12 protein-coding genes are annotated in these 12,380 nt (G+C 61.8%); 4 read left to right on the forward strand and 8 right to left on the reverse strand.

Annotation, left to right across the window (positions count from 1 at the left end; genetic code table 11):
- Positions 1-11: 11 nt before the first annotated feature.
- On the forward strand, positions 12-1,226 hold the full coding sequence (gene serB / locus ACS4NR_RS24445; protein WP_139053506.1) for a phosphoserine phosphatase SerB: 1,215 nt from the start codon (positions 12-14) through the stop codon (positions 1,224-1,226).
- A 135-nt stretch (positions 1,227-1,361) separates the two neighbouring features.
- Here serB and ACS4NR_RS24450 read toward each other — a convergent pair whose 3' ends face one another.
- A complete protein-coding gene (locus ACS4NR_RS24450; protein WP_456018546.1) occupies positions 1,362-3,116 on the reverse strand; it encodes a molecular chaperone in 1,755 nt (584 codons plus the stop codon).
- Between the two features lie 220 nt (positions 3,117-3,336).
- Here ACS4NR_RS24450 and ACS4NR_RS24455 point away from each other — a divergent pair, with 220 nt between their 5' ends.
- Positions 3,337-3,738, forward strand: a complete 402-nt coding sequence (locus ACS4NR_RS24455; protein ID WP_095138108.1) for a lectin OAA family protein — start codon at positions 3,337-3,339, stop codon at positions 3,736-3,738.
- Positions 3,739-3,798: 60 nt separating this feature from the next.
- Here the strand turns inward: ACS4NR_RS24455 and asd are convergent, their stop codons facing one another.
- From asd to ACS4NR_RS24470, 3 genes are read right to left on the reverse strand one after another with little or no spacing between them, the layout of a single operon-like run.
- A complete protein-coding gene (gene asd / locus ACS4NR_RS24460; protein ID WP_003221083.1) occupies positions 3,799-4,659 on the reverse strand; it encodes an archaetidylserine decarboxylase in 861 nt (286 codons plus the stop codon).
- Positions 4,660-4,678: 19 nt separating this feature from the next.
- The gene (gene rhdA / locus ACS4NR_RS24465; protein ID WP_456018547.1) at positions 4,679-5,494 is read right to left on the reverse strand and encodes a thiosulfate sulfurtransferase; all 816 of its coding nucleotides are present in this window, start codon (positions 5,492-5,494) and stop codon (positions 4,679-4,681) included.
- A 42-nt stretch (positions 5,495-5,536) separates the two neighbouring features.
- On the reverse strand, positions 5,537-7,075 hold the full coding sequence (locus ACS4NR_RS24470; protein WP_456018548.1) for an HDOD domain-containing protein: 1,539 nt from the start codon (positions 7,073-7,075) through the stop codon (positions 5,537-5,539).
- Positions 7,076-7,241: 166 nt separating this feature from the next.
- Here ACS4NR_RS24470 and motA point away from each other — a divergent pair, with 166 nt between their 5' ends.
- Both motA and motB read left to right on the forward strand, forming a co-directional pair.
- Positions 7,242-8,093: a flagellar motor stator protein MotA gene (gene motA / locus ACS4NR_RS24475; protein ID WP_007952169.1), complete on the forward strand. Its 852-nt coding sequence runs from the start codon at positions 7,242-7,244 to the stop codon at positions 8,091-8,093.
- A 3-nt stretch (positions 8,094-8,096) separates the two neighbouring features.
- Entirely contained in the window at positions 8,097-9,173 is a 1,077-nt protein-coding gene (gene motB, locus ACS4NR_RS24480; RefSeq protein ID WP_456018549.1) for a flagellar motor protein MotB, read from the forward strand.
- Between the two features lie 52 nt (positions 9,174-9,225).
- On the opposite strand, the gene ACS4NR_RS24485 is transcribed toward motB, so the two are convergent.
- The 4 genes from ACS4NR_RS24485 to rsgA form a co-directional block, all read right to left on the reverse strand.
- Positions 9,226-9,711, reverse strand: a complete 486-nt coding sequence (locus tag ACS4NR_RS24485) for a toll/interleukin-1 receptor domain-containing protein (RefSeq protein ID WP_222016999.1) — start codon at positions 9,709-9,711, stop codon at positions 9,226-9,228.
- Positions 9,711-10,670 (reverse strand): caspase family protein, encoded by a 960-nt coding sequence (locus ACS4NR_RS24490; RefSeq protein ID WP_253148550.1) that lies wholly within the window; start codon positions 10,668-10,670, stop codon positions 9,711-9,713. Before ACS4NR_RS24490 ends, ACS4NR_RS24485 begins: the two co-directional genes overlap by 1 nt.
- A gap of 2 nt (positions 10,671-10,672) precedes the next feature.
- On the reverse strand, positions 10,673-11,080 hold the full coding sequence (locus tag ACS4NR_RS24495; RefSeq protein ID WP_115985397.1) for a TIR domain-containing protein: 408 nt from the start codon (positions 11,078-11,080) through the stop codon (positions 10,673-10,675).
- A 212-nt stretch (positions 11,081-11,292) separates the two neighbouring features.
- Positions 11,293-12,324 (reverse strand): small ribosomal subunit biogenesis GTPase RsgA, encoded by a 1,032-nt coding sequence (rsgA, locus tag ACS4NR_RS24500; RefSeq protein ID WP_456018550.1) that lies wholly within the window; start codon positions 12,322-12,324, stop codon positions 11,293-11,295.
- Positions 12,325-12,380: the final 56 nt, after the last annotated feature.

Consider the following 12,380-nt stretch of genomic DNA (forward strand, 5'->3'; position numbering starts at 1 on the left):
GGGGGTGCGCGTTGCGCGAAATCGTCCTGATTAACATCACGGGAGTCGACCGTCCGGGTCTGACTGCGGCCATTACCGGCGTTCTGGCACAAGGTGGTGTGAACATTCTCGACATTGGTCAGGCGGTGATCCACGACACCCTGTCGTTCGGCATCCTGGTTGAAATTCCCGACTCCGAGCAGGGCAAAGCCGTGCTCAAGGACATCCTGTTCAAGGGCTACGAGCTCGACCAGCAGGTGCGCTTCACCCCGGTGTCCGAAGAGGATTACCAGCAGTGGGTGGGCAATCAGGGCAAGAAACGCCACATCGTCACCCTGTTGACCCGCAAAGTGACCGCCGGCCAATTGCAGGCAGTCAGCGCGATCACCGCCAAATATGGCCTGAACATCGACCATATCGACCGTCTGTCGGGTCGCATGCCGCTGGACACTCCGGCGGACAAGGGCAAGGGCTGCATCGAGTTCTCCGTGCGTGGCGAAGCGGCGGATCCGCAGGCTCTGCGCGCCGAATTCCTCAGCGTTGCCCAAGAGCTGAACGTCGACATCGCTTTCCAGGAAGATTCGCTGTTCCGGCGCAACCGGCGTCTGGCGGTGTTCGACATGGACTCGACCCTGATCGAAGCCGAAGTCATCGATGAACTGGCCAAGGCGGCCGGGGTGGGCGAGCAAGTTTCGGCCATCACCGAGCGCGCGATGGCCGGCGAACTGGACTTCCGCGCCAGCTTCAAGGAGCGCCTGGCGTTGCTCAAAGGCCTGGATGTCAGCGTGCTGGACTCGATCGGCGCTTCGCTGCGCCTCACCGAAGGCGCGGAAACCCTGTTCGCCGAACTCAAGCGCCTGGGCTACAAGACCGCGATCCTGTCTGGCGGCTTCACGTACTTCGCCAAACAGCTGCAGGCCAAACTCGGCATCGACTACGTGTTCGCCAACGAACTGGAAGTGGTCGATGGCAAGTGCACCGGCGTGGCGATCGAGCCGATTGTCGATGCGCAGCGCAAGGCTGACCTGTTGAAGGAGCTGGCGCACAAGGAAGGCTTGCGTCTGGAGCAGACCATTGCCGTGGGCGACGGTGCGAATGACCTGCCAATGCTGGCGATTGCCGGGCTGGGTGTGGCGTTCCGCGCCAAGCCGCTGGTCAAGCAGTCGGCCAAGCAGGCGATCTCCACCCTTGGGCTGGATGGCGTGCTGTATCTGCTGGGCTTCCGCGATCGCGACGGGCAGCTCTGAGCCTGAGACGGCCTCTGTGGCGAGGGAGCTTGCTCCCGCTGGGGCGCGAAGCGGCCCCGCTCTTTGACTCAAGAGAGTGGGACTGCTGCGCAGTCCAGCGGGAGCAAGCTCCCTCGCCACAGTTTCTTTAAAGCTTTAAAGCGACTTCCACAACGAATCAAAATCCTCCTCGCCCCCGCCATTCTGCGCGGCCTCCAGCGAGCGATAGGCAAATTGATTGAAGCTGTGGGTGCTTGCCACCCGTCGATCCAGCCCGGCGCGGTGTTCTTCGCCGTGGGTGTTGATCAGCACTTTATTGCCTTCCTGAAATGGCAGGCGCGGTGTGAGCAAGGTCGCGGGCAGGTCGATGGCGCTGATCTCCGGTAGCAATAAGCCGCGCAAATAATGGCTGTGATCATCCCGCGCACGCACCAGTTGCAAGCCGCAGGGCTCGGCGTGCGGCGCCACCAGCTCGATGCCCATTTGCGGCCCGCTGCCGCGTACCTGACGGATCCAGCGCACCACCGCAATGCTCCAGCCCTGACTCGCGCTGTCCTGAATTCCGACCATCTCCCCGGCCTGCAACTCGGCGGGCACCTCACCCGGCCAGCCCAGGCAATAACCACCGGGGCTGTGGTTGATCACCGGCAAGGCGTAGGTCGGGTAGTGCGGTGTGTGGTCAGCTGTGTTTTCGTCTTCACCGAGATGGTCGTACTGGATTTCCTCGTAGGGCAGAAATTCATCTGCATTGCTTTGCGGGGCGGCGTCGAAGGCCTGGCTCCAGCTGTCCTTTTCGCCCTGGACCACAACGCGACTGAAGTTAGCCGCGCGAGCACCGGGATGTTTGAGCAGTTCGCTGAAGCTGCGTTCGCCGCCCAGGTAAAAGTGCAGGGCGCTCATGCCCACGCACACGGTCAGGCTGCCCTGACCTGCGGTGCGCTGAAAACTGCGCTCGGCGGCCTGGCCCCAACTGGCGTGCAAATGTTGCAGGGTGTCGAGGCTCAGTCCTGCCGGGACTGGCAGCGGCGTCGACGTTTCCTGCTGCAGTAAATGCGCTTCGATCACGTTCACCAGCGGCTGCGGATCGAAGCCCAGCAATGCGCCCTGTTGTTCTTTGCGAAACATGCTGCGGTAGCGCGGCCCAGCATCCAGTTCGGCGCTGATGGCGAACAATCCATCCTCCGGACTGCCGGGATGCAATTTGAGCAAGGCACTCCACGGCTCCAGCACTTCGGCCAGCCGGGCGATCTGGTTCTGCCGCAGTTGATTGCAACGGGCGCTGCCCAGCAGCAGGGCGGCGATGTAGGTCTGTTCCAGGCTCAGCTCGCTGCTCAGGCTTGCCAGATCGTCATGCACCCGACGCTGTTGCAACTGCAAGGCGCAAGCGCAGCGATACAGCTGATGCAGCTCGAACCACAGATGTTCCGGCGGCGGACTGTACAGCTGCGTCGCCCGCAGCAGTTGCCCCTTGAGCGCATGCGCGGCCCGTTGCAGGGCCTGACTGAGCAGTGCCGCACGATCCTTGTGATACTTGGGGACAATGCGCAGAACGATCTGCTTGTAGCCGATAGCCAGATGACTTTGCAGCGCCTGACACAGGTTGCTGATCTTGCGCGAGCGGTCATCGAGCATGATCGCCTGATGCAGAAAGTGCCGCTCCAGATGCTGGCAGACGAAGTAAACCTCGGGGCGCAGCAACTCCAGCAGTTGCAGGCGATTGTCACTGGGGGTGAGCAATTGGTTGAGTTCGCCCAGGCCTTGATACAACTGGCGGGCGGTTTCGCCGATGTTGGCCTTGGGCAGGCCGGCGATCCAGCGCTTGAGGTCGCGCGGGGTGGCTTCACAGAACGACAGGCGCGTTTGCGTCGGGATCGGGGCGCGTAGGGAGGGTTGGGGGCGTGACTCACTCATGCCGTGATTGGCTCCAGCGGCGAAATTGGCAACACCAGGAACTCTAGCAGTTGTGGTCTGTTTCGCCGGATGGCGTCAGGCTTTTTGACCGCTGGTCTGCTGGCCGGATGCCATTCAACAAGCCCTACTAGTCTCTCAGACGTGCGATCGGAAACGCACGGTTGCACGGCCTGCCGTCAACCTCGGGCAGGTCTCCCGAAACTTCAAGGAGATGAGGTTCATGTCTAAATATGCAGTGGCAAATCAATGGGGCGGTAGTTCGGCACCGTGGCATCCGGGTGGGACCTGGGTGCTGGGCGGGCGGGACAACCAGCAAGTCGTCGCCATCGAGATCAAGTCAAGCGATGGCGGCAAAAGCTTCACCGGCACCATGACTTACGCCGGCGAAGGCCCGATTGGCTTCAAGGCGCAGCGCACCGGTCAGAATCAATACAACGTCGAGAACCAGTGGGGTGGCAATGATGCCCCATGGCATCCGGGCGGCAAGTGGGTGATCGGTGGACGGGACAATCAGAACGTAGTCGCGTTGAGCGTCACTTCCAGCGATGGAGGGAAAAACCTCAGTGGCACCAATACCTACGCCAACGAAGGGCCGATCGGCTTCCGTGGACAGATAGAGTAACGGCGCCTCCCAGGTCGTGTCCGCCCCTTCACAGACGTGTGAAAGGGCGGATCAGCCGGCTCAGGCCGTCGGCAGGGCCAGGGCCTGGCCCATTTGCACTGGCGAACCCGCCACCAGTTCTTCGGCCCACTTCACCTGATCCGGGCCAAACAGCACGATCGCTGTCGAACCCAGCTTGAAGCGACCCAGCTCCGCGCCTTTTTCCAGATGAATCGGCGCACGGGCGGCTTCGTCGTAGCGGAAGGTTTTCAGTTCGCGCTTCGGTGGGGTGACCAGACCAGCCCACACGGTTTCGATCGAAGCGACGATCATTGCGCCGACCAGCACCACGGCCATCGGCCCGCGCTCGGTGTCGAAAATGCACGCCACACGCTCGTTGCGGGCGAACAGCTCCGGAACGTTTTCCGCGGTGGTCTGGTTGACCGAGAAGATCCGGCCCGGGATGTAGACCATCTCGCGCAGAGTGCCGGCCAGCGGCATGTGCACGCGGTGGTAGTCCTTTGGCGACAGGTAAATGGTGGCGAAGTCGCCGCCCATGAACGGCGCCGCATTGGCCGCATCACCGCCGAGCAGTTCCAGCACGCTGAAGCTGTGGCCCTTGGCCTGGAACACGCGACCGTGTTCGATCGGGCCGAGCTGGCTGACCGCACCGTCGGCCGGGCTGAGGATCGCGCCCGGCGTCTGGTCCAGTGGCCGCGCGCCGTCTTTCAGGGCACGGGTGAAGAAGGCGTTGAAATGCTCGTAGGCGGTCAGGTCTTCGACCAGCGCTTGCGACATGTCCACCTGATAACGCTTGGCGAACCACTGGGTGAAGGCATTCTTGAACCAGCGCACGCGGCACTCGGCAACGCAGCCGGCCAGGCGCGACAGCAGGTGATGAGGCAGCAGGTACTGGCTGAGGATAAACAGACGCTCTTTCATTAGTTGTCCTTAAAAAACCTTAAATCTCGACAGGCGTATCAGGGTGGTTGCCCCACTCGCCCCAGGAACCGGCGTAGCCCTTGACCCGCGGATAACCGAGGGACTTGGCCACCAGATAAGTGAAGCCCGACCGGTGATGGGTCTGGCAGTGGGTAATGATTTCTTTGTCCTTGGTGATCCCGAGGTCTTCGAGGATCTGCGGCATGTCCGTGCGAATCCGCAATTGACGCTCTTTGTCCATGCCGGCGGTCCACTCGAAGTTCACGGCGCCGGGGATGTGTCCACCCTTGGCGGCCAGCATCTTCTCGCCCGAATATTCCAGCGGCCCGCGGGCATCCCAGATCGCCAGATCGGCGGCGCGGAGACGACTTTGCAGGTATTCGCGGGTTGCCGTCGGCTCGTCGTGCAGGGTCAGCGCCACCGGGCCACCCACTGCAGACGGTACCTGGATCGACATCGGCATGCCCGCTTCCAGCCATGCCGGCAAACCGCCGTCGATGTAGTGGTATTTGTCATGACCGATCACGTCGAGCAGCCAGATGAAACGCCCGGCCCAGCCACCGCCCTCGTCGTCGTAGACCACGTAAACCGCGTCCGGACGATGCCCCAGCTCACCGAACAACGCCTCCAGATCGGCTTTGGCCGGCAGCAGTCCCGGCGCCGGCGGCTGGCCGAGCTGGGTGCGCTTGGGGTCGACAAAGCGTGCGCCGGGAAGGTGACCTTCGGCATAACGGGCAGGGCTGGTCAGATCCACCAGAATCAGTTCAGGGGAATCGAGACGCGGGAGCAGGTCGCTCGGCTCGATGACGAGCGGCAAGCCAGAGAAGTCAGACATGTGAGGTCTCCAGAGCACAAAGGGGGGGATTGTAGCGCAGCCTCATCGGCCACGGCTGCTAAAGCTGTGCAGGGCTTTTTCGATGCACTGCGCGGTTTTGCCAAAGGCTTGCACGGTGATGTCGGCGAACGGCCCACCGCCCTGGTCGGCGACGACGATCATGATCACCCGGCCGTTATTGACCAGCGAACGCAGGAACAGATGCTCGCCACGGAACAGCGCACGCAGGCCCGGCGGCAACAATGCGGAAAACTGTGCGTTGTTCTCGGGGTTGATCCGCACCTGTGCCTGCTGCGCGAGCAACCGTTGCAGGACTTTGCTCTGACTGACGACAAAATTCAGCGCGGCTGCTTCCTTCGGCAGGCCGAAGGTCTGGTGCACCCGCAGATTCGATTGCGTGCGGTCGGCCATCAGAAGCATCACCCGACGCATCCCGCTGGCGACCAGCGCATCACGGGCGGCGACGGTCAGGCTCATGGCATTGGTGAAGCGGCTCGGCTCGGCCAGCAGTTCGGCGCATTGCCGGCGCCACTGCGTCAGATCCTCGGCATTCGGCGCCGCCGCCGGCAGCATCCCGGCCGGCAAGCGATGGGTGCCCCATGGCCATAATAAGGAAACGGCCGGGTGCCACAGATCGGGCATCGCGTGCTGGCGCGCACTGTTGGCGGCTTGCTGGTGCAACTGCTGCTGCACTTCGTCCATCGAGATTTGCAGATAAAGGCTGGTCAGGTACTGCCAGCGCTCGCTGTGCGGACTGTCCCAGGCCTGTTGCGCCGACAGCGCCAGGCCGTTGGCCAGCAACACGGTGTTGGCCGGCTGGTTGAGCCAGCGGCGCAGGGTCGGATCGTCGTCGAGGCGATTCTGCTGGCGCAACGGATGTTCGCTGTCGCGGGCGATGCGCAACACTTTCACCAGTTCGCGCTGTTCGCTGAGCAGCAGTTTATAGCCCTGCTGCACCCAGATCGGCAGATGCCAGACCTGTACCAGCGCCTCGGCGATCTTCAGCAGGCGTACGCCGAACAGTTGCTTCTCGACCATCCGCGCCGATTCGCCCTTGTGGATAACCCGCAACTCCCACTCTTCGAGCAACTCTGGAAACGTCAGCGCCAGCGGCCATAACGGCGACAGAAACAACAGGCTGCCCCAGTGAATGTCCTGCCACAGGCGTGCGAGGCGGCTGGCGAAAAAACCGTTGGCCTGTTGCGTGGCGTGCTGGCTGATCATCTGCAGTTGGCGCAACGCCTTGGGGATCTGCATCTGCGGTTCGACCGGCAGACGCGCGAGCAATTCTTCGGTACGCGCCAGGCCCAGACGGTTGATCGCCACCTCGAGATTTTCCGCCGGAGCGGCCATGGTGCCGTGGGTGTGACGATTTGCCTCACGGATGATGCTCAAGGCCAGCGCCGGGCTGTCCTGCATCAGGTCGGCGATATCGCGCAACGAGCTGCGGTTGTCGCGGATCGCCCGACAAACCTTGTCGTGAGCCTCTTGCGGCACGGGCAGGCGCACGCCATCGAGCAGTTTGACCCAGCCCTCGAGCGTGGTCGGTTTTGCGTGTGGGACGTTCGTTTCATTAGCCATGTCTGGACGAGATCTTCACTGACTGTAGACGCGCCCGGCATGGGCTAAATTGGCTTTTCGCCTGAACTGGCTATAGTCTGGCGCAGTTTTGCCGATAAGTAGAAGAAGAGATTTTTTAACTTCCGAATATGACCTTGAACCCGACTTAAATAAGTACTTTCTACCTATGGCTAAAATTATCGGCATCATCGTCGTATTCGCGAGCGTGCTCGGCGGATACGTGCTCTCCCACGGCAAAATTGCCGCCCTGATCCAGCCCTTCGAGGTGATGATCATCGGTGGTGCGGCCCTCGGTGCATTCCTCCAGGCCAACCCCGGTTACATGACGATGCACGTGCTCAAGAAATCCCTGAGCATGTTCAGTTCGCGCTTCAGCCACACGTTCTATCTGGAAGTGCTCGGCCTGATCTACGAGATCCTCAACAAGAGCCGCCGCGAAGGCATGATGGCCATCGAAGGCGATATCGAAGACGCTGCCGCGAGCCCGATCTTCGCCAAGTACCCGGCCGTGCTCAAAGACGAGCGCATGACCGCGTTCATCTGCGATTACCTGCGCATCATGTCCTCCGGCAACATGGCTCCGCATGAGCTGGAAGGCCTGTTCGACATGGAACTCTACAGCCTTAAGGAAGACCTCGAGCACCCGTCCCATGCGGTGAACGGCATTGCCGACGCCATGCCCGGTTTCGGTATCGTTGCGGCGGTATTGGGTATCGTGGTGACCATGGCGTCGCTGGGTGAAGGCGATCAGAAATCCATCGGCCTGCACGTGGGTGCGGCACTGGTCGGTACCTTCTTCGGTATTCTCGCGGCCTACGGTTTCTTCGGGCCGTTGGCGCATTCCCTGGCGCACGATGCCAAGGAAGAATTGAACGTCTACGAAGCCATCAAGGCCTCGCTGGTGGCTTCGGCTTCCGGCATGCCGCCATCGCTGGCCGTGGAGTTCGGGCGCAAGGTTCTGTACCCGGCGCACCGTCCAAGCTTTGCCGAGCTGGAACAAGCCGTTCGCGGTCGCTAAGCCATGGAAAATAATCAGCCGATAATCATCAAGCGCGTCAAGCGCATAGCCGGTGGGCACCACGGCGGGGCGTGGAAAATCGCCTTCGCCGACTTCGCCACGGCGATGATGGCGTTCTTCCTGGTGTTGTGGCTGCTGTCCACCGCGACACCGGAGCAGAAGATCGCCATCGCCGGTTACTTCAAGGATCCGGTCGGCTTCTCCGAAAGCGGCACGCCGTACATCATTGATCTGGGCGGCACGCCGACCCTGGCACCGGAAAACACCCTCAACCCTGAGGTGAAATCCCAGCCGCAACCGGACAAGGTCACGGTCGACACCGAGCAGGTCGAAGGCATGGCCGAACAGGTCGAGAAAGAACGCCTGGAGCTGTTGCTGCAAGAACTGCAGAACAAGGTCGACGAGAACCCGCAGTTGCAGAAGTTCAAGGATCAGATCCTGTTCGAGATCACCCCGAACGGCTTGCGCATCCAGATCATGGACGCGGAAAACCGGCCGATGTTCGACTCAGGTTCTGCACGTCTGAAGCCGTATTTCGAAGACATCCTGCTGGCCATGGCCGACACCATCAAAGCGGTGCCGAACAAGATCAGCATCAGCGGCCACACCGACGCCAAGCCGTACATCGGCACCGGCGATTTCGGCAACTGGGAGCTCTCGGCCAACCGTGCCAACGCTGCACGGCGTGCGCTGGTGGCCGGCAGCTATCCGGATTCGCAGGTGGCGCGGGTTGTCGGTTATGCCTCGTCGGCGCTGTTCGACAAGGAAAACCCGTTCAATCCGGTCAACCGCCGCATCGACATCGTGGTCCTGACCAAAAAGGCCCAGGCCGCCATCGAAGGTTCGCAAGGTGCCGACGCGGCCAAGCCCGCCGCCGAAGGTCAGAACGGCGCCGCTCCGGCGACGCCGGTCGATCCGAACGCGCTGCCTGCGGACCAGCAACCAGTGCCGGCACACGAGTTGCGCGAACGCCTGAACCTGTTCGACGACGCCGCACCGAAACCGGCCGCGCCGGGGACTGCGGCGCCAGCGCCAACAGTTCCGCCAGCTGCTGCACCGGCCCCCGCGCCGAAGCAGTGACCGACAAAAAAGCCGACAGTGATGTCGGCTTTTTTGTGGCTGTCGATTGGCTTCAGAACCCGCGCCGAATCCGGTTTTTCAGTTGTTCATGGAACAGATCGGCGTTGCGCTTATAGGTGCCGCTGAAGGATTCGTTGCTCGAATCCAGCGTCATCGAGCGCTTGCTCGATACTTCTTCACGATAGGCATCGATGAAGAAATTCAGATCACTGGCCGTGCTCAGCTTCGGCCACTTGTCCAGATACTCCGGCAATTGCGCCTGCCCGGTGCGGAACGAGCAGATCCGTCGGTTGCTGATCGTCGCTTCGCCGATTTCGAACGGCACCCACCACGACAGTGCGGTTTTCTCCGAAACCACCGCCAGCAGGTGCGTGCATTCGGTGATGTTGCGGGTGATCACCCCGGTGATGTCGTCGGTGGTCTGCGACTCCGGGTCGAGCACGTCGAGGTAAGTCTTGATGTTGGCCTGCATCAATTGCGCATTGATCGCCATGGCCTGCGGGCGATCAATGTGGCGGTAGCTGATGAATACGGGCATCAGAAGTGTCCTTTTATGGCGAGTTCACGGTAATAGGCGCCGAGCGCCGTGAGGCGGCAGCCCGTGGAGTGAATGGCGGCGTAGTACATGTGTTCGGCATCCACCGGTTCAATCAGGCTGTGGCGGTTGCACTTTTGCAGTTGGGCGAAAACCTCGCCGTGCTCCGGGTCGAACGTTGCTTCGGTGGGTTCGTAGCTAGGGGCAAGGCGGAACGTCGATTCAGCTTCGGCGAACCATTCCGGCAGTTTGCGCAGAATCTCCTTGGGGATCAGCGGCGAGACCTCGCGCAGGGAAATGAACTGCGAGACGTTGGTCTTGAACACCGGACGCTGCTCCCAGGCGTCGAGCGCGTTGTCGACGAAGGAATACAGGCTGCCCGGTGTGATCTTGCCGAGAATGTTCGCCGCACCGCCGTGCAGGGCCTGCAACAGCAAGCCGGTGAAGACACCGTGTTGCGCGCCTTCCATGGCTGGCTCTTCCTTTTTGCAGGCGGTCAAAATGGTCATGCCTTCGCCGACCACGCTGCTTTCGCTGCGCAAGGCGCGCACTTCGCCGGCCGCGCCGCTCTGGCAGCAGTCGAGGATGATCACTTTGTTTTTGATTTTCGTGGCTTTGGCGGCCCAGTTGAGGATGTCGCTGATGCGGATTCCGTCCTTGGCGCTGCGATAGTCCTGCGGCAGGAGCATGCCTTCATCGTTGTCGCTGTCGAAGCCGCCGTGCCCGGCGAAGTACAGCAACGCGACGTTGCAGTCGCCGCAGAACAGCTCGCGAATCTGGTCTTCGAGCTTGCCTCGGCCAAGGTTGTCCTCAGCCGAGGTCAGCACCACGTTCTTGAAGTTGGGATCACCGTTGGCGTCGGTCTTCAGCACGGACGCCATGGCCATGGCGTCGTTGCAGCAACCGCTCAAGGGCGAAACGTAGTCGTAGTGGTTGATGCCGATAAACAGTCCCTTGCGCATGTTTACACCGCCGTGTGCTGACGGATCGCACCAATGATGCTGTTGGTGTTCCACGCGCACTCGGCGTGAGCCGCCTCACGCACGACAGTGGAAATGCGCTCGGCGCCGAACGGTTTGATGGCGATGATCACTTTGCCCATGCGCTTGGCGATCTCGATTTCCTTGTTGATCCACTTGCTATAGGTCGAATACATGCCCGCCATGATCAGCACCGCCGAGCACGGACGGATCTTGTTTTCGATGGCTTCTTCGAGCTGCTTGTCGGTCTGCGCGCCCATGATCGGGTTGTGCGGCGGCACGGAAAAATTCTTGAAGCTGAAATCCGGTTTGGCGCCGAGCAGGCGTACCAGATTGTCGTGGGCGTGGGCGTAGTTCCACGAATGGCTGATGAATAAATGGTAGGTCTGCATGGGGTTCCTCGAAGGTCGCGAAGGTGCGAAGGAGGACCCCAATCTAGGCATCTGACGCGAGCCTACAAGGGCTGGGCGGTGAAAGAGAAATGTCCTGCAAACAGGTGCGAGCGAGTCTGTCAGAAGAGTCTGACGTTTAACGAAATCGAGGATTTGTCAGGCGCGGTCCGACATCCGGCAGCCCTCGGGCGAGAGGCTGCCGGTGCAGATGTTTAGTAGCCGTTTTCCGGCAGGCTGGCGATGATCGCGCGGTAGCTGTTCATCCGCTGCTGCTGCACGCGGCCGTCTTCCAGGGCCTTGAGCAGTGCGCAACCGGGTTCGCGATCGTGCTTGCAGTCGCGGAAGCGGCAGGTGCCGAGCAGGTCGTTGAACTCGATGAAACCGGCTTCGACGTCGGCGCGGCTGACGTGGCCCAGACCGAACTCACGGATACCCGGGGAGTCGATCAGCTCGCCGCCGCCTGGGAAGTGGAACAGGCGCGCGGTGGTCGTTGTGTGCGTGCCCTGACCGGACAGCTCGGACAGCGGGCCGACGCGGGTCTCGACTTCCGGCAGCAGGCTGTTGACCAGCGACGACTTGCCGACGCCGGACTGGCCGACGAACACGCTGATGCGGCCGTCGAGCTGCTTCTGCAACTGCTCCATGCCGTTGCCGTGATGCGCCGAGACTTCCAGCACCGGATAACCCAGCGTGCGGTACACCGCCAGCAGGGCATTGAGCGCCGGGGCGTTCTGCTCGTCGATCAGGTCGAACTTGTTCAGCAACAGCAGCGGGCGGATGCCTGCGTGTTCGGCGGCAACCAGGTAGCGGTCGATCAGGTTGGCATGTGGCTCGGGCAGCGGTGCGAAGACGATGACGATCATGTCGACGTTGGCGGCGACCGGCTTGAGCTGGCCACGGCTGTCCGGGCGGCAGAGCTCGGTGTTGCGCGGCAGTTGCGCGACGATCACCCCGATGCCCTGGTTGCCGGCGCGCCAGACCACCCGATCACCGGTCACCAGCGCCGGCAGGTTGGCGCGCAAGTGGCAACGGAAAACCTGGCCGGCCTGTTCGCCGTCCACGGCCTCGACTTCGACCTGCACACCGAAGTGGGCGATCACCAGGCCGTGTTGCTCAGGGCCGAGGTCGCCGCCCTCGAGGGCTTCGACCGCCGAGGACTCGCGTTTGGCGGCGCGCGCGGCGCGCTCGCCCTGAATCTTTTCGATGCGCCAGTTTTGACGACGATTGAGTTGGCGTTTGGCCATGGGTGTTCCGTCTGAAGAATGCAGCGATTAGGTAAAACGGCCGCGAGTTTAGCACG

The organism is Pseudomonas sp. JQ36 (genome assembly GCF_053851495.1).

Excerpts from the sequence above, each read along its gene's own strand:
- ACS4NR_RS24450 (WP_456018546.1), bottom strand. The coding sequence starts at position 3,116 with ATGAGTGAGTCACGCCCCCAACCCTCCCTACGCGCCCCGATCCCGACG.
- ACS4NR_RS24455 (WP_095138108.1), top strand. The coding sequence starts at position 3,337 with ATGTCTAAATATGCAGTGGCAAATCAATGGGGCGGTAGTTCGGCACCG.
- asd (WP_003221083.1), bottom strand. The coding sequence starts at position 4,659 with ATGAAAGAGCGTCTGTTTATCCTCAGCCAGTACCTGCTGCCTCATCAC.
- rhdA (WP_456018547.1), bottom strand. The coding sequence starts at position 5,494 with ATGTCTGACTTCTCTGGCTTGCCGCTCGTCATCGAGCCGAGCGACCTG.
- ACS4NR_RS24470 (WP_456018548.1), bottom strand. The coding sequence starts at position 7,075 with ATGGCTAATGAAACGAACGTCCCACACGCAAAACCGACCACGCTCGAG.
- motA (WP_007952169.1), top strand. The coding sequence starts at position 7,242 with ATGGCTAAAATTATCGGCATCATCGTCGTATTCGCGAGCGTGCTCGGC.
- motB (WP_456018549.1), top strand. The coding sequence starts at position 8,097 with ATGGAAAATAATCAGCCGATAATCATCAAGCGCGTCAAGCGCATAGCC.
- ACS4NR_RS24485 (WP_222016999.1), bottom strand. The coding sequence starts at position 9,711 with ATGCCCGTATTCATCAGCTACCGCCACATTGATCGCCCGCAGGCCATG.
- ACS4NR_RS24490 (WP_253148550.1), bottom strand. The coding sequence starts at position 10,670 with ATGCGCAAGGGACTGTTTATCGGCATCAACCACTACGACTACGTTTCG.
- ACS4NR_RS24495 (WP_115985397.1), bottom strand. The coding sequence starts at position 11,080 with ATGCAGACCTACCATTTATTCATCAGCCATTCGTGGAACTACGCCCAC.
- rsgA (WP_456018550.1), bottom strand. The coding sequence starts at position 12,324 with ATGGCCAAACGCCAACTCAATCGTCGTCAAAACTGGCGCATCGAAAAG.